15 protein-coding genes and 1 pseudogene are annotated in these 17112 nt (G+C 69.6%); 13 read left to right on the top strand and 3 right to left on the bottom strand.

Annotation, left to right across the window (positions count from 1 at the left end; translation table 11 throughout):
- Nucleotides 1-7 precede the first annotated feature (7 nt).
- From INT51_RS12905 to INT51_RS12895, 3 genes are read right to left on the bottom strand one after another with little or no spacing between them, the layout of a single operon-like run.
- Nucleotides 8-868 carry a carbohydrate ABC transporter permease gene (locus INT51_RS12905; RefSeq protein ID WP_193105722.1) on the bottom strand — a complete coding sequence of 287 codons (861 nt, stop codon included), beginning with the start codon at nt 866-868 and terminating at the stop codon, nt 8-10.
- On the bottom strand, nt 858-1817 hold the full coding sequence (locus INT51_RS12900) for a carbohydrate ABC transporter permease (protein WP_193105721.1): 960 nt from the start codon (nt 1815-1817) through the stop codon (nt 858-860). Before INT51_RS12900 ends, INT51_RS12905 begins: the two co-directional genes overlap by 11 nt.
- A complete protein-coding gene (locus INT51_RS12895) occupies nt 1814-3127 on the bottom strand; it encodes a sugar ABC transporter substrate-binding protein (RefSeq protein ID WP_193105720.1) in 1314 nt (437 codons plus the stop codon). Before INT51_RS12895 ends, INT51_RS12900 begins: the two co-directional genes overlap by 4 nt.
- 372 nt (nt 3128-3499) lie before the next feature.
- Here INT51_RS12895 and INT51_RS12890 point away from each other — a divergent pair, with 372 nt between their 5' ends.
- The 13 genes and pseudogenes from INT51_RS12890 to INT51_RS12835 all read left to right on the top strand — a co-directional run bounded on the left by INT51_RS12890 (nt 3500) and on the right by INT51_RS12835 (nt 17012).
- The gene (locus INT51_RS12890) at nt 3500-4633 is read left to right on the top strand and encodes a glycoside hydrolase family 172 protein (protein WP_193105719.1); all 1134 of its coding nucleotides are present in this window, start codon (nt 3500-3502) and stop codon (nt 4631-4633) included.
- A 36-nt stretch (nt 4634-4669) separates the two neighbouring features.
- On the top strand, nt 4670-6328 hold the full coding sequence (locus tag INT51_RS12885) for a fucose isomerase (RefSeq protein ID WP_193105718.1): 1659 nt from the start codon (nt 4670-4672) through the stop codon (nt 6326-6328).
- A gap of 88 nt (nt 6329-6416) precedes the next feature.
- Entirely contained in the window at nt 6417-7649 is a 1233-nt protein-coding gene (locus INT51_RS12880; protein ID WP_193105717.1) for an NAD(P)/FAD-dependent oxidoreductase, read from the top strand.
- Between the two features lie 40 nt (nt 7650-7689).
- Nucleotides 7690-8694 (top strand): LacI family DNA-binding transcriptional regulator, encoded by a 1005-nt coding sequence (locus INT51_RS12875; RefSeq protein WP_193105716.1) that lies wholly within the window; start codon nt 7690-7692, stop codon nt 8692-8694.
- Nucleotides 8695-8829: 135 nt separating this feature from the next.
- Nucleotides 8830-10494, top strand: a complete 1665-nt coding sequence (locus tag INT51_RS12870) for a cytosine permease (protein ID WP_193105715.1) — start codon at nt 8830-8832, stop codon at nt 10492-10494.
- 3 nt (nt 10495-10497) lie between these two features.
- Nucleotides 10498-10794 (top strand): annotated as a pseudogene (locus INT51_RS22300) (urease subunit gamma); the annotation flags it as partial.
- 78 nt (nt 10795-10872) lie between these two features.
- Nucleotides 10873-11157 (top strand): urease subunit beta, encoded by a 285-nt coding sequence (locus INT51_RS22295; protein WP_370540809.1) that lies wholly within the window; start codon nt 10873-10875, stop codon nt 11155-11157.
- Nucleotides 11158-11163: 6 nt separating this feature from the next.
- Nucleotides 11164-12867: an urease subunit alpha gene (locus tag INT51_RS12860; protein WP_193105713.1), complete on the top strand. Its 1704-nt coding sequence runs from the start codon at nt 11164-11166 to the stop codon at nt 12865-12867.
- Between the two features lie 14 nt (nt 12868-12881).
- A complete protein-coding gene (locus INT51_RS12855) occupies nt 12882-13571 on the top strand; it encodes an urease accessory protein UreF (RefSeq protein WP_193105712.1) in 690 nt (229 codons plus the stop codon).
- Nucleotides 13564-14310 (top strand): urease accessory protein UreG, encoded by a 747-nt coding sequence (gene ureG, locus INT51_RS12850; protein ID WP_193105711.1) that lies wholly within the window; start codon nt 13564-13566, stop codon nt 14308-14310. Before INT51_RS12855 ends, ureG begins: the two co-directional genes overlap by 8 nt.
- On the top strand, nt 14307-15047 hold the full coding sequence (locus INT51_RS12845; protein ID WP_193105710.1) for an urease accessory protein UreD: 741 nt from the start codon (nt 14307-14309) through the stop codon (nt 15045-15047). Before ureG ends, INT51_RS12845 begins: the two co-directional genes overlap by 4 nt.
- A gap of 4 nt (nt 15048-15051) precedes the next feature.
- On the top strand, nt 15052-16095 hold the full coding sequence (locus tag INT51_RS12840) for a hypothetical protein (protein WP_193105709.1): 1044 nt from the start codon (nt 15052-15054) through the stop codon (nt 16093-16095).
- Between the two features lie 32 nt (nt 16096-16127).
- The gene (locus tag INT51_RS12835; protein WP_193105708.1) at nt 16128-17012 is read left to right on the top strand and encodes an aldo/keto reductase; all 885 of its coding nucleotides are present in this window, start codon (nt 16128-16130) and stop codon (nt 17010-17012) included.
- Nucleotides 17013-17112: the final 100 nt, after the last annotated feature.

Below are 17112 nucleotides of genomic sequence, written 5' to 3'. Positions count from 1 at the left end.
GCCGAGGTCACTTCAGGCCCGAGGTCTTGATCGAGGCCACGATCTGCTTCTGGAAGACGAAGAAGATCGCGAAGGTCGGCAGGGCGGCCACGGTCGAAGCGGCCAGGATGTAGTTCCAATCCGCCGCGTACTGCTGTTGGAAGGACTGGATGCCGAGCTGGACCACGCGCAGCTGCGGATCCGAGGTCACCGTCATCGGCCAGACGAACGAGTTCCAGTTCGCGAGGAAGAAGAACACCGCCAGCGCCGAGAGGATCGGCCGGGACAACGGCAGCACGATCCTCCAGTAGATCGTCCAGTAGCTCGCACCATCCACCAGGGCGGCTTCCTCGAGCTCGTCCGGCAGGGAGATGTAGAACTGCCTCAGCAGGAAGATGCCGAACGCGTTGAAGATCGCCGGCACGATCAGCCCCGCATAGCTGTCCACCATGCCCAGCGTCCGCACGATGATGAAGGTCGGGATGATGGTGACCGGCGCGCTGACCAGCATGGTCGAGAAGATCGCGAGGAAGATCCGCTCGCGGCCGGGGAAGTCGAGTCGTGCCAGCGCGTAAGCGGCCATGGAATGGAACCACAGCGAGATGACGGTGACGGCCGCCGAGACGAAGAAGCTGTTGAACAGGTAGCGGGCGAAGGGGACCTGCGAGAAGACGTAGACGTAGTTCTCCAGGGTGAGCGTCGACGGGATCAGGTTCGGGGAGTTGACCTCCTCGGGGGTCTTCAGTGATCCCATCACCATCCACACCAGCGGGAACACGGTGATCGCCGCGATCACGACGCCGATCGCCAGGAGACCCCAGCGGGAGCGGCGGCCGGATCGACGAGGAGTGATGCGGGTGCGGGTCGGGGCGTCTGCTTCAGTCGTCATGGGAGAAACGGCCCCCTCGGGTCAGGACGAACATGGCGGCGGAGATCAGCAGCAGGACGGCCACGAGGACGGAGCCGATGGCCGCCGCATACCCCAGGTCGCCGAACAAGAAGGCCTGCTGGTAGATGTAGAAGATGAGCAATGAGGTGGAGTTCGCCGGCCCGCCGCTGGTCAGGACGAAGATCATGTCGAGACCGCCGGTCACCACGGCGACCATCGAGGTGAGCAGCACGAAGAAGCTGGTCGGTGCCAGCAGGGGCAGGGTGATGTTCCGGAAGCGGGCCCAGGCGCCGGCGCCGTCGATCCGCGCCGCCTCGTAGAGCTCGGAGGGGATGTCCTGCAGTCCGGCCAGGAAGATGATCATGTAGTAGCCCATCTGCAGCCAGATGGTCACCACGATCACCGTGGCCAGGGCGTAGCGCGGGTCCCCGAGGAACGAGATGCCGTCGACGCCGAGCCAGGACAGGGCTGCGGCCAGGACGCCGGTGCGGTCGGTCAGCATGAACTGCCACACCATCGCGACCACCACGATGGAGACCACGTAGGGAAGGAACAGCGCGCTGCGGATGGCGCCGACGCCGGGGAAGTTCTGCTGGACCAGGAGTGCGAGTCCCAGGCCCGTGACGAAGATCAGCGGGACCAGGGCGACGAGATAGATGATGGTGACGCGGGCACTGTTCCAGAATTGAGGATCCTGGAGCAGGCGTGAATAGTTCTGCAGACCGATGAAGTCGAAGTTGCCGAATCCGTCGATCCAGAAGAAGCCCAGGATCACCGACAGGACCATCGGGATCGCCACGAAGGTGATCAGCCCGAGAGCGTCCGGGGCCAGGAACAGCAGGGCGGCGCGGGTCTCCCGGCGCCGTCGCCGGGACGTCGGGCGGGGTCGGTCGCTCGCGCCGCGCTCGGGCGCCTGCGGTGGCGGTGTGGTCAGTGTCCGGGTGCTCATAGGAGGGTTCCTCCGCGATAGGTCTCGAGGTAGCTCTCGAGGGACTTCTGGGCCGTGGCGGCCTGTTCCTCCGGCTTCGCGCCCGCCAGCTGCACGGCCTGCAGAGCATCGGAGACGGCCTTGTAGACCACCGGTGGAAAGCGAGGCTCCGCGCGGCCCGTGGGGAGGATGACATCGCGAAAGGTCGTGTAGTGCTCCCCGGCGTATGCGTCCCGTGCTTCGAGCACGGCATCGACAGAGCTCCGGGCGGGCATGTTCCCCTTGACGTCGGGGCTGTTCCACGCGGCCATGTGTGCGATCGAGTCCTCATCCATGCTCCCCAGCGCGCTGACGGTGAACCGTGCGGCTGCTTCGGGGTCCGTGCCGCGGGCGTTCACGCACCAGGCCCAGCCGCCGAGGCAGGTCACCGTCTCCGCGCCGGAAGGGGCGGGCAGCGGCATCACCCCGAAGCGCTTGTCCGGAGCGTTCTGCCGGAGGTTCATCACGTCCCACACACCCGTCTGCCAGAACGCCGCGAAGCCGGAGGTGAAGGCGGAGACGATGTCCCCGTTCGCGGGTCTCGTGCGCGGGGTGGCGCCGTTGGCGATCGCTCGTCCGAACAGGTCCAGAGCGGCGCGGGGTCCGTCGCTGTCGAAGACCGGGCGCTGGGTCTTGGGATCGACCACGTCGCCGCCGGTCTGCCACAGCCACGGATAGAAGGTGAAGTTCTGGTAGTAGCCGGGATCCACGTCCAGCACGAGGCCGGTCGTGGTTCCCGTGCTGAGCTCTGCACCCAGCTCGAGCAGCTGGTCCCAGTCGCCTGGGAGGTCACCCTCGGAGACGCCGGCGGATTCGAGCAGATCGGGGTCGTAGAACAGCGCCAGGGGCTCCTGCTCCATCGGGAGGCCGTAGATCGCCTCACCGTCACGACGGGTTGCCAGGGCCTGCGGGAGGAAGTCGTCGATGGCCTCCGGTTCCATGTAGGGGGCCAGATCCGTCAGCACGCCGCCGTTCGCGTAGCGCAGGTAGTCGCCGGGGGAGATGAGGAAGATGTCCGGGCCGTCCCCGGAGGCGAACGCAACGGGCATGCGCTGGTTCATCTGGTCCCCGGTCATGAAGACCGGAGTGACCTTGCGGGCGTTCTCGTCGTTCCATTTCTCGATCACCTCCTCGAACCACTGGGACTGCGCGACCAGATTGGGGTCCTGCTGCGGCGCGGGGCTGTAGAAGTTCCAGAAGGTGAGGGGCTTGTCGTCGGCGTCATCGCGGCCACACGCGCTGAGCAGGGTGACGCTGGCTGCCGCCGCCACTGCCGCGGATCCCGAGATCACTGCACGGCGATCGGGACGTGACCGACCGTCGTCAGGAGGCTCGGATTCGCCGGGCGGCGTCTCGGGACTGCTGCTGTTCTGGCACCGCACAGGGGGCCTCCTCGTGGCACGACGGCGTGCTATCGGGAGCGAGTAATCGATTTATGAGAACCGTAGGGACCAAGTGTGGCGAACGTCAACCGTCTGCCGCAGAAAGCAGCCAGGTGGAGAGGGTTCCCGGCAATTCGGGGTCAACGATCGCGGCGAGCGGGTTGCGGGCCGCATTGACGACCCGCCGCAGCTCTCGTATCGTGCCAGTAAACGTTTGCCCGTCGTCGCTTCGCGACACACCGACGTTGAATCATCGTTGATCCGACTCCAGGGAGTGCCCTCGTGACCTGCTTCTCCAGTTCCATCGCCGCCCTGCGCCCCGTGCAGACCCGTTCCATCAGCCCCGAGAACTTCGACGGTGCCCCGGGCAGCGGAGGCCGCGCCACCGAGGGAACCGGTGCGCAGGCCGCCCGCGACCTCGGCCCGGGCTGGAAGGTCTCACCCAGCGTGGACGTGACAGCGGGGGAGACCTTCACCCTCGCGGACATCGACTCCGCGGGCGTCATCACCCACCTGTGGATCACCACCCACACCGATCACTGGCGCCAGCTCGTGGTGCGCGCCTACTGGGACGGCAGCGAGGAACCCGCGGTCGAGGTGCCCTACGGTGACTTCTTCGCCAATGGCTGGGGTGTGTTCGCCCAGGTCGATTCACAGATGGTCGCCGCCAATCCGCACGGCGGCTTCAACTCCTACTGGCCGATGCCCTTTCGCGAAGGCGCCCGGCTCACCCTGGAGAACACCTCCGACACCGATGCCCGCGTCTACTACCAACTCACCTACGAGCTCGGCGGCGACCACAGCGAGGACGCCTACTTCCACGCCCAGTGGCGCCGTTCGAACCCGCTGGAGGCGGCGACAGAGCACGTCCTGCTCGAGGGCGTCGAGGGGCAGGGCCAGTATGTCGGCACCTACCTCGCCTGGGGCGTGAACTCCAACGGCTGGTGGGGCGAGGGCGAGATCAAGTTCTACCTGGACGACGATCAGCCCGACGGAGGGTTCCCGACCATCGCGGGCACCGGCACCGAGGACTACTTCGGCGGCGCCTGGAACTTCGACATCCCTGGTGAGGGCTACACAGTGTTCTCCACCCCGTACCTGGGGATGCCGCAGGTGATCCGGCCCGACGGCCTCTACATCTCCCAGCAGCGCTTCGGCCTGTACCGCTGGCACGTCGCCGATCCGATCCATTTCACCACCGGCCTGCCCCGGGTCGACATCCAGGCGCTGGGCTGGAAGAGCGCCGGGCGATACCTGCCGCTGCGCGACGACATCGCCTCCACCGCGGTGTTCTACCTCGACCGGCCCGCGACCACGAGGCCGCAGGCGCCCACCTTCGACGCGATGGAGGTCCACCTCGGCGGGGGAGCCGGCCCGCACAGCCCGGCCGGGCCCGCCCGTCGGCCTCAGAGCTGACCACCACCCCCGCGCCCGTTCCGACCAGGGAGAACCATGACTTCCACCGCCTCGAACCCGTATCAGCTGCCCGCCGTCCGCGAGGTCGCCCCCGCCCCGGAGAAGACCGTCTACCTCATCCCCAGCGGCGACCTGCGCGAGAGCGCGAACGTCCCCGCCTGGCCCTTCCAGCAGGAGCTCGAACGCCTCGTCGCAGAGGCCGTCGGCGCCGCCGGGTGGAGCGTCCAGCGCGGCTTCGAACCCGACCCGGAGTTCGGGCACGGCTTCATCCGCTCCCAGCGCATGGGGATGACGGTCTTCCAGGCCATCCCCCCGGACGCCCCGCTGATCGTCGCGACCGCGAACTGGCAGTACAGCCACCACGTGCTGGCCGGGCTGCGCACCCACCGAGGCCCGATCCTCACCGTGGCGAACTTCGCGCCGCAGTGGCCGGGACTGGTGGGCCTGCTGAACCTCAACGGCGGGCTGACGAAGATGGGCCGTGAGTACTCCACGATCTGGACCGTCGACGGAACCGATGACTGGTTCCGCGACGGCATCGCCACCTGGATCTCCACCGGCACGATCACGCACAACGACAGTCACGTGCGCCCGCTGCCGAACCTGCCCGGCACCGCCGAGGTCGACCTGGGACGCGCGCTCGCGGATCAGCTCCTGGCAGACAAGGCCATCATCGGCATCTTCGACGAGGGCTGCATGGGTATGTACAACGCGATCATCGACGACGAGATGCTGAACCCGCTGGGCATCTACAAGGAACGGCTCAGCCAGTCCGCCCTGTGGGCCGAGATGCAGACCGTCACCGACGAGGAGGCGGCCGCCATCGGCACCTGGCTGACGGACGCCGGGATGACCTTCCGGCTCGGTACTGACGAGGCCACCGAGCTCACGCAGGCCCAGCTGCGCAGCCAGTACGCCATGTACATCGCGGCGCTGCGCATCAGCGACGACTTCGGCCTGGACGCCGTCGGCATCCAGTACCAGCAGGGCCTCAAGGACGTCACCCCCGCCTCGGATCTCGTCGAAGGCCTGCTGAACAACGTGCAGCGCCCCCCGGTCACCAGCCGTGACGGCTCCCGCGTGCTGTGGGAGGGCGAGGCCCTGCCGAACTTCAACGAGGTCGACGAGGGGGTCGCGGTCGACGCCCTGGTCACCAACCGGATCTGGACCGCGATGGGGATGGACCCGGCCACCACGCTGCACGATGTGCGCTGGGGCGAGGAGTTCGACGGGCAGTACGTCTGGGTCTACGAGATCTCCGGCTCCGTCCCGCCGAGCCACTTCGCGGGCGGCTACGCCGACGCCGAGGGCTGGCGCCAGGGCCCGGAGTTCTTCCCAGCCGGCGGCTCCACCATCAACGGCGTCTCCAAGCCCGGGGAGATCGTCTGGTCCCGCGTCTACATCCAGGACGCCGCCCTGCACGTCGACCTCGGCCGCGGCAGCGTCGTCGAGCTGCCCCCGGAGGAGGTCACCCGCCGCAAGGAGGCGACCAACCCGGAATGGCCGATCGCGAACGTCGTGCTCCACGGCGTGACCCGCGACCAGTTCATGGCCCGGCACAAGGCCAATCATGCCCAGCTCGTCTACGCCGACGATGCGGGCGCCGCCGATCGGGCCCTGGTGGCGAAGGCGGCGCTCTTCAGCCGCCTCGGGGTGCACGTGCATCTGTGCGGGGAGGTGGCGATGCCGTCCTGAGTACGCGGCTGGGTAGTCTGCGAAGCGACCCCCGTTCGCGTCAGGACGTCCTGACCCCTCGGCCACGGAGCATCACACCGGAGGAATCATGACCGCACAGCAGAGCATCGTCGTCATCGGGGCCGGACTGGCCGGTGCCAAGACCGTCGGGTCGTTGCGCGCGCGGGGCCACACCGGCCCGCTCACCCTGATCGGTCGCGAGAGCCACCTCCCGTACGAGAGACCGCCGCTGTCCAAGGAGTACCTCTCCGGGGAGGGCAGCTTCGAGGACGCGCTCGTCCACCCCGAGCAGTGGTACCTCGACCGGCAGATCGACCTGCGCCTGGGCACGTCGGCGACCGCGATCGATACTGCGGCCCGCACGATCACCCTGGAGGACGGCTCCACACTGCCCTATGACAGCCTCGTCCTCGCGACCGGCTCCTCCCCGCGCCGCTCCGAGCTGCCGGGGGCCGACGCCGCCGGCGTGCTGTACCTGCGCAGCCGCGAGGACGCCGACGCGATCCGTCCTCTGGCCGCGACCGGCACCAGGATCGTCGTGATCGGTGGCGGCTGGATCGGCCTGGAGGTCGCCGCGGTCACCCGCGCCGGCGGAGCCGAGGTCACCGTGCTCGAGCGCGGTCACCTGCCGCTGGCCCGGATCCTCGGCGACAAGATCGCCCAGGTCTACGCCGACCTGCACCTGGACCACGGGGTGCAGCTGCTGACGGACACCGAGGCCGCCGAGATCCTGGTGCAGGACGGCCGCGCCACAGGCGTGCGACTCGTCGACGGCCGCACCCTGGAGGCTGACGCCGTCGTCGTCGGGATCGGCGCTGTCCCTCACCTCGAGCTTGCCGAGGCCGCAGGCCTGACCCTCGAGCAGGGCGGCGTCGCGGTCGATGCGTCCCTGCGCAGTTCCGATCCCGACGTGTATGCCGTGGGCGACATCGCCGCGCACCAGCATCCGCTGCTCGGCCGGCGCGTGCGCGTGGAGCACTGGGCGACCGCCCTGAATCAGCCGAAGGCGGTGGCTCGCACGATCCTCGGGACCATAACCGAGTACACCGAACTGCCCTACTTCTACACCGACCAGTACGACCTGGGCATGGAGTACCTCGGCTCGGCCCCGCAGGACCAGGTGGCCGACGTCGTCGTGCGCGGCGACCTCGACTCCCGGGAGTTCATCGCGTTCTGGCGTGATCGCGACGAGGCGCTCCTCGCGGTCATGGCGGTGAACATCTGGGACGTGATCGACCAGGTCAAACCGGTGCTCACGGAAGGTCGCCCGGTGGACGCCGCACGGCTGTCGGACCCCGCCGTGGCATTGTCCGACCTCTGAACGTCCCACCCGTATTCAGCCCGCTCGCTCGAGGACACCTATGAACATCGTCAGATCGGCGCGGCCGACCATCATGGACGTGGCACGGACCGCCGGGGTCTCCTCGGCGACCGTCTCCCGGGTCATCAACGGCGCCGCCACCGTCGACAAGGAGCTCGCCCGGCGGGTGCAGTCCGCGGTGCGATCCACGGGATACGTCCCCAACGCGATGGGCCGCTCCCTGCGGCGCGGCGGGACCTCCCAGATCGCGGTGGTCGCCCCCGACGCGGAGAACCCGTACTTCACGCAGATCATCAGCGAGGTCGAGCAGATCGCGCGCAGGGACCACTACTCGGTGACCGTCGCGCACACCGAGGACGATCTCGACATCGAACGGGAGTGCTTCGCGCAGCTGGTGAGCAGGCATGTCTCCGGAGTGCTGCTGGTGCCCGTGGACGGCAGGCGCACGGATCTGTCACCGCTCACCGAGGCGGGAATCCCCGTGGTGCTGGTGGATCGTTGGATCGAGGGGGCGAACACCGACCTGGTCGCGACCGACAACCTCGACGCCGGCAGGCAGGCCGCCCGGCATCTCCAGGAGCGCGGGTTCCGCCGCCCGGCCGTGATCGCGGGCCCGGCGCAGCTGCGCACCACCGAGGACCGCGTCACCGGCTACCTCACCGCGTGGCGCGAGGCCGGAGTGGAGGTCGACGAATCCGCCATCACCCGCGGCGACCTGCACCTGGAATCCGGGGCGGCCGCGATCACGCAGATCCTCGCGGCCGGCACGACGGACTGCGTCTACGTCACCAACAATCGGATGTCCGCCGGGGCCTTCGAGGCGATGCGCGGCGTGGAGGGGGCGCCGGCCCTGCTGGCCACGGACGACGACCTCTGGACCCGCCTGGTCACCCCGTCGGTCTCCGTCGTCCATCAGCCGGTGCGCGCCACCAGCCGCGCCGCGGCCCGCATGCTCGGCCAGCGGATGGCCAATCCGGAGGAGGAGCCGTTCACGACGCTGCTGCGCTCACGGATCATCGAGCGCGAATCGACGCAGCCGCGCTGACCCGGCACTGAGACGGCCGGTCACGAAAAGATCACGCCACTGTTCAGGTAAGTCCACAGCAACCGCTCCCTCCTACTGTTCCGGTGTCCCGAGCAGGCACTCCGCAGCCTGCTCCCGCCGAACGGAGCACCCGCCGTGAGCGTTGACGCCAGACCCAGCCCCGATTCCCCCGGCCTGTCCGCCGATGCGCGCGCCGCGACCCACGAGAGCCTCGAGGACTACACCCTGCGGTTCGCTCCGCGGTCGTACCGCAGGTGGGGGCCCGGAGTCGTCGCTACGAGCGCCCTGGGCGGCATCGCCTACCTCGCGGACTTCTCCATCGGCGCGAACATCGCCCTCACCCACGGCACCGTGAACGGTCTGATCGGGATCCTCGTCGCCGCTGGGATCATCTTCCTCAGCGGGTTCCCGCTGGCCTATTACGCCGCCCGCTACAACCTCGACCTCGACCTCATCACCCGTGGTGCCGGGTTCGGATATCACGGTTCGGTGATCACCAACGTCATCTTCGCGACGTTCACCTTCATCCTGTTCGCCCTCGAGGGAGCGATCATGGCCCAAGGGCTCTACCTGGGCCTGGGGATCCCCCGCTGGCTCGGATACCTCGTCTCGACGGTGATGATCTTCCCGCTGGTCATCTATGGCATGAAGATCCTTGCGAAGCTGCAGGTCGCCACCACCCCGGTGTGGCTCGTCCTCATGGTGATCCCCGTCGTGTACCTCGTCGTCTCCCATCCCGAGTCGGTGCAGAGCTTCTTCGCCCACACCGGCGACAGCGGCAGAGGCGTCAGCTTCGCCTCCGCGATGCTCGCCGCGGGAGTGTGCCTCTCGCTGATCGCTCAGATCGCCGAGCAGATCGACTACCTGCGATTCATGCCGCCTCGCACCTCCCGGAACACGCGCAGGTGGTGGGCCGCCACCATCCTGGGCGGTCCCGGCTGGGTCCTCTTCGGGGCCACGAAGCAGATCCTCGGCATGTTCCTGGCGGTCTACCTGGTCGCCACCGTGCCCGGGGCCCGTGAGTTCGCCAACGAGCCGGTCCAGCAGTTCCTGGTCACCTACGAGCAGCTCATGCCGGCCTGGCTGGCCCTCGTGCTCGCCGTGGTGCTGGTGGTCATCTCGCAGGTGAAGATCAACGTCACCAACGCCTACTCCGGGTCACTGGCATGGACCAACGCCTACACGCGCGTCACCCGCCGATATCCCGGACGCCTCGTGTTCCTCGCGGTGAACCTGGGCATCGCCCTGGTGCTGATGGAGGCGAACATGTTCGACTTCCTCAACGGGATCCTGAGCTTCTACGCGAACCTCGCCATGTCCTGGATCCTGGTGGTCGCCACGGACATCGTCATCAACAAGCACCTGCTGAAGCTCTCCCCGAAGAAGCCCGAGTTCCGTCGCGGGATGCTGTACGACTGGAACCCGGTGGGGCTGGTCTCGATGGCGCTGTCCGGCGGCATCTCCATCGCGATCTTCTTCGGCGCCTTCGGGGCCGCCGTCCAGCCGTACTCCCCGCTGTTCGCCGTCGGCATCGCCGTGGTCACGACCCCGCTGATGGCCATCCTCACCCAGGGCCGCTACTACCTGCGCCGCACCGACGACGGCATCGACCTGCCGATGTACGACGAGGACGGCAACCCCTCGGGGGAGACCCTCCGGTGCTGCGTCACCGGCCTCGAGTTCGAACGCCCCGACATGATCGCCTCCGCGAAGCCCGGCCCGAACGGGGAGAAGCAGTACCTCAGCTCCCTGGCCCTGGCCACCGACCGCACGGGCGAGCACGTGCTCCCCAAGGAGTGAACCATGCGCCTGACACCTGGAGACACCGAGAAGCTGATGCTGTCCGTCGCAGGGATGGTGGCCCGCGACCGTCTCGCGCGCGGGGTGCGGCTGAACCATCCCGAGGCCGTAGCGCTGCTGTCCACCTGGGTGATCGAGAGGGCCCGGGACGGGTACCTCGTCGAGGAGCTGATGGTGAGCGGCCGCCAGGTGCTGCGCCGGGATCAGGTGATGGACGACGTCCCGACGCTGCTGGCCGATGTCCAGGTCGAGGCCACCTTCCCCGACGGTCGCAAGCTCGTCACCCTCCATCATCCGATCGACGCCGAAGCACCTCCGGCCGAGAGGGATGAGGAGGCCTTGGACCGCGAGACGGGACCGGGCCCCGGCGCGACCCGGGTGCGTCCGGGCGAGCAGGTCCTCAACGAACGCGAGAAGGAAGAGGACCACCTGGTCCTGGTCCTGGAGAACACCGGGGACCGGCCCATCCAGATCGGATCGCACATCCACCTGCCGGACGTGAACCCGGCCCTCGCCCTGGACCGCGAGGCCGCCCGTGGGTTCCGCCTCGACATCCCCGCGGGCACCTCGCTGCGCTTCGAGCCAGGTGCCTCGCGCGAACTGCCGCTGGTGCGTCTCGGGGGCGCCGCCCGCGTGCCCGGCATCCGGATCAGGGAGGTCTGAGCACAGATGGCAGTGATCAGCTCCGCGCGCTATGCCGCGCTGTACGGGCCGACGACGGGCGACCAGCTCCGCCTCGGCGACACCGACCTGTGGATCGAGATCGAGGAGGATCGGACCGTCGGCGGCGAGGAGGCAGTCTTCGGCGGCGGCAAGTCGATCCGCGAGTCGATGGCGCAAGGCACCACCACCCGCGTTGATGGTGCCCCGGACACCGTGATCACCAACGCGATCATCCTGGACTGGTGGGGCGTGGTGCGCGCCGACGTCGGCCTGCGCGACGGCCGCATCGTCGCGCTCGGCAAGGCGGGCAACCCCGATATCTCCGACGGGATCCACCCCGCTCTGCAGATCGGCCCGTCGACCGACATCATCGCGGGGGAGGGGAAGATCCTCACCGCTGGTGCCTTCGACACCCACGTGCACCTGCTCTCCCCGTCCCAGATCCACGAGGCCCTCGCCACCGGCATCACCACCGTCGGCGGGGGAGGAACCGGTCCCTCCGAGGGCAGCCGCGCCACCACCGTCACCCCCGGGGCCTGGCACCTCGGGACGATGCACCGGGCGCTGGATCACCTTCCGGTGAACGTGCTCCTGCTGGGCAAGGGCAACACCGTCTCCGCGGAAGGTCTCGCCGAGCAGGCGCTCGCCGGCGCCGCGGGCTACAAGGTCCACGAGGACTGGGGCGCGACGCCCGCCGCGATCGACGCCTCGCTGCGGGCGGCCGACGAGCACGGACTGCAGGTCGCCCTGCACTCGGACTCCCTCAACGAATCCGGCTTCGTCGAGTCCACGATCGGCGCGATCGGCGGGCGCACGATCCATGCCTTCCACATCGAGGGTGCCGGCGGCGGCCACGCCCCGGACATCCTCGAGATCGCCTCGCTGCCCCATGTGCTGCCCGGCTCGACCAATCCGACTCTCCCGCACACCGTGAACACCGTGGCCGAGCACCTCGACATGCTCATGGTCTGCCACCACCTCAAGGCGTCCGTGCCGGAGGATCTCGCCTTCGCGGAATCCCGCATCCGCGCCTCGACCATCGCCGCCGAGGACCTCCTGCACGACCTCGGCGCCCTCTCGATCACCTCCTCGGATGCCCAGGCGATGGGACGCATCGGCGAGGTCATCACCCGCACCTGGCAGGTCGCCCACGTCATGAAGGACCGCATCGGCTCCCTCGGGGGCTCGCTCCCCGCGGACAACGAGCGCGCCCGACGCTATGTCGCGAAGTACACCATCAACCCCGCGATCGCCCATGGCGTGGACGCGCACATCGGCTCGGTCGAGGCGGGGAAGATGGCCGACCTGGTGCTGTGGGATCCGCGCTTCTTCGGGGTGCGCCCGGCGCTCGTGATCAAGGGCGGAGCGATCGCCTGGGCCGCGCTCGGCGATCCCAACGCCTCGATCCCCACCCCGCAGCCCGTGCTCATGCGTCCGACCTTCGGGGACGCGATCGGGGCGGAGCTCTCGGTCTCGTTCGTCGCCCCCGCCGCGATCGACGACGGGCTGCGCGAGCGCCTCGGCCTGCGCCGGGAGCTCGTCCCCGTGGCCCCGACCCGGGAGGTCACCAAGGCCGATATGCGCAACAACGACGCCCTTCCGAATATCGACATCCGTCCGGACACCTTCGAGATCCGCATCGACGGCGAACTGGTCGAGCCCCGGCCCGCCAGCACCCTGGCGCTCGCTCAGCTCTACCAGATGTTCTGAGCGCCGTGCCCACCATGACCTCTGCTCCCGCCGCCACGACCGTCGCGATGCTGCTCGCGGACTCCCGCCTGCCCGCCGGGGCCCACGTCAGCTCGAACGCCCTGGAGGCGGCGCTGCGCGACGGTCTCGCGCCGTCGGAGATCGCCGACTACCTCGCCACTCGCCTGCGTACCATCGCCCCGGTCGAAGCGGGCACCGCGGTCGTGGCGAGACGGATCTCCCTCGACGCCGGGGGCGTCCCCGATACTGCGGCCCTCGAGCGCCTCCGCCGCGAGTGGGCCGCGCGCACCCCGAGCCGTGCTCAGCGGGAGGTCGCCTCCGCCCTGGGGGACGGCCTGCGGCGACTCGCTGACGCGCTCTGGCCCGGCGCCGTCCCGGCCGCCTCCTCGCGCGCCTGCCCCTGGCCGCGCCCGATCGTCCTGGGCCTGGTCGCAGCGTCGGCGGGCCTCGGGGTCGAGGACCTCGTGCGCCTGGTCGCCTACGACGACGCGCAGACCGTCGCCGCCGCCCTGCTCAAGCTCGAGCCCGGCGATCCGCGCGCCGCCGCAGCCCGCGTGCTCGAGGCCTGCGCGCTCCTGGAACCCCGCGTGGCCGAGCTCGCCGCGCTCGAGGACCCGACGCGCATCCCGTGCGCCGGTGCTCCCCTGACCGAGGGCTGGGCAGAAGCCCAGTCCGTCCTGCCGAGGAGGCTCTTCCGTGCTTGAGAACACCGCCCTATCACCGGTCGATCCGCACCGCTCGCTGCGTCTGGGGGTCGCCGGGCCCGTCGGCACCGGAAAGAGCTCTCTGATCGCGACCATCTGCCGCGCTCTGGCCGGCGAGATCCGCATCGGCGTGATCACCAACGACATCTACACCGACGAGGACGCCCGCTTCCTGCGCTCGGCCGGGGTGCTCGAGCCCGAGCGCATCCGGGCGGTCGAGACCGGCGCCTGCCCGCACACCGCGATCCGCGACGATGTCACCGCGAACCTCGCCGCTGTCGAGGAGCTCGAGGCGGACTTCGACCCGCTGGACCTGGTGCTGGTCGAGTCCGGGGGAGACAACCTCACCGCGACCTTCTCCCCGGCGCTCGTGGACGCGCAGATCTTCGTGCTCGACGTGGCCGGCGGCGGCGACGTGGCCCGCAAGGGCGGCCCCGGCATCGGTCGCGCCGACCTGCTGGTGGTCAACAAGGTCGACCTCGCCCCGTATGTCGGGGTCGACGTCGAGCTGATGCTCTCCGACGCCACCGGGGCCCGAGAGGGCGGTCCTGTACTGGGCGTCTCTCGCCACCAGGAGGCGACGGTCGCCGCGCTGCGCAGTTGGGTGCTCGAGATCCTGGCCGCCCACACCGACGGCACCCACGCCCCGCAGGATCCGGGCCCGATGGCTCCGCACTTCCATGCCGAGGACGAGGAGCACGACCACTCCCACCCGCACGAGCACGCCCCCACCGGATGACACGGATCGCCATCACGCGCGCCGAGCGTGGCCCGGTCCGGGTGCACCTCACCCCGGGACTGCTGCAGGCGCGCACGATCCGACGCCACGCGACCGGCGCCCACGTCGCCCTGGTCGCGGGCGGGGCGACACTGGTCGGAGGTGACCACCTCGCGGTCGATGTCCACGTCGGTACGGGGTGCACCCTCGACCTGGAGGACGTCGGCGGCACCGTCGCGTACCCCACCGAGGGCCAGCGGAGTCGCTTCGACGTGCGGATCCGGGTGGACGACGGCGCGACCCTGGTGTGGCGGGCATATCCCTTCGTGATCGCAGACGGCGCCGCAGTGGACCGCGACATGACGGTGACGCTCGGGGTCGGAGCCGTGCTCTGCCTGCGCGAAACCCTCGTGCTGGGACGGACCGGCGAGCGCGGCGGCGAGATCAGGAACCGCTTGCGTGCCAGGGGCGCCGACGGGGCTCCGCTGCACCTCGAGGACCTCGACCTCAGCGGCGCGCGGCCGGAGGTCGGGGTGCTCGGCCCTCACCGCGTCCTGGACAGCGTGATCCAGCTCGGCCGCCGCCCCACGGTGACCTCGATGAACGGGCTCCCGGGCCCGCTGGAACTCCACCTCGAAGCCCCCGGCGCGATCGCCCGCACGACCACCGACGCCACCCACCGCACCGGACTCGAGACGGTGTTCACGCAGTGGTCGCAGGAACTGCTCTCCCGCCGCGCCATCGCCTCGATATCCTGACCGCGTGACCCGACCCCCACACCTGACCCGACCCTGGACGCGCCGTCGACTGCTGGCCGTCGGCGCCGCCGGTCTTGGCGTGACCGCGCTCGCGGCCTGCTCCGCCCTGCCCGAGCTGCCGTTCCTCGGCGGGGGCCGCCGCGATGTCGAGTCGATGCTCGACCGGATCGACCCCTCGGTCCTCGACGGGGCCGAAGGGTCCCACCTCACGGTGAGCTGGTCACGACCGGCCGCAGCCGCCGAGGCACTGGGTCTGGACGACTCCGCCGACCTTCGCGCCCTGGGCACTCCGGCGCGCCGGCTGAACGCTCTGACCATCACGGATCCCCGCCTGCTGCTCGTGCCGCCCTCCACGGAAGACCTCGACCTCGACTACCTGATGTCCGCGCAGCGGCTGATCGCCCCGTCGGACGCGATCGCCGTGGCGTCCGGCACCCAGGAGGTCGTGCTCTGGAACGATGCCGCCCCGATGGTGGAGGATCTCGAGACCGCGTTCGACGGGTACTTCACCCGCGAGGGGGACGCCCTCGTGCTCGAGGGCGACGACACGATGCCGCAGGCCGGGCGGACGGCCCTGATCGCGCCGATCGGAGATGACCTGCTGTGGACGAGCGCGGCGACGGCCGACGGCATCGACACGGGGGAGTCCGCGGCATCCCTGTTCAACGACCTGCCCGGACTCCTCGCGGCGATCGACCTCGAGGATGCGCACCTCTCACGCGGTGCGGTGGCCGGTGAGGGCTCCACCGACGGCGACCGGGCGATCGAGTGGCTGTGGACCACTCGTCTCGACGCCGCCGAGGAGCACACCACCCGCGGCGCGATCCGCGTCGAGGGGGACGCCGGAGCCTTTGCGCAGCGGCTTCTCGACGGCGCCCCGGACACCCGAGGACGCATGGTCGTCCAGGAGGCGGAAGCCGATGGTGACCTCGTGCGCGTCACGATCTCCCAGGAACCGCCCGGCGAAGACGCCGACTGGGACGACATCTTCCGCTTCTACGCCTCGATGCCGGAGGTCGTCGGTCCCGGAGTCCCGGTCACGGGATGACGGGGAACTGACCGGAGGCATACGCTTACCGTATGACTGCACCTACCCGCCGCATCGGCTCCCTGACCGTCTCCCCGCTCGGATTGGGCGCCATGCCCCTGTCGCAGGGACGCGGCGAGCCCGCCCCGCACGAGCGCGCGATGGCGACGATCCACGCGACCCTCGACGCCGGCGTCACCTTCCTCGACACCGCAGACATCTACGCCCCCAGCTGGGACACCATGGGCCACAACGAGAAGATCGTGGCCGAGGGCCTGCGCAGCTGGGACGGCGACCGCTCCTCCGTGGTGTTGGCCACCAAGGGCGGCATCACCCGCTCCGCCGAGGGCGGCGGCCGCGACGGCTCCGCGACGTATCTGCGCGCTGCCCTGGAGAAGTCCTTGGCGAACCTCGGCATCGACTCCGTCGACCTCTACTACTGGCACCGCCCGGACCGCAGCATCCGCTACGCCGAGGGCGTCGAGGCGCTCGCCGCCTTCCAGGAGGAGGGGCTGATCCGCGAGATCGGCATCTCCAACGCGAACGTCGAGGAGATCGACGTGGCCCTCGAGGTGCTGGGCGAGGGCGGCCTCGCCGCGGTGCAGAACGAGTTCTCGCCGACCTTCTTCCACACGAGCGCGCGCGAGCTGAAGCACTGCGGGGAGCACGGCATCGCCTTCGTCCCGTGGTCGCCGCTCGGCGGCACCGGCGGCGGCGCCAGCGCCGTGGGGGAGCGGTTCGAGCAGATCCAGCGCATCGCCGATGCCCACGGCGTGAGCCCGCAGCAGGTGGTGCTCGCCTGGGAGCTCGCCCTGGGCGATCACGTCATCCCGATTCCGGGTGCCAGTCGCCCCGAGTCGATCACGGACTCCGCCCGTGCCATGGACCTGGAGCTCTCCGCCGGGGACCTCGAGCAGCTGAACCAGATCATCGCCTGAGGGGTCCTCCCGCCGCTGGTCTGAGCGATCACGCCCACCCACAAATTCCTTGCTGGCTGCGGCCGCTCGGCGTAGCGTGGCCGCGGCCGTCTCCTGTCAG

The sequence above is a fragment of the Brachybacterium sp. FME24 genome, assembly GCF_014897705.1.
Taxonomy (GTDB): domain Bacteria; phylum Actinomycetota; class Actinomycetes; order Actinomycetales; family Dermabacteraceae; genus Brachybacterium.
This window is presented reverse-complemented; position numbering and strand designations above follow the sequence as displayed.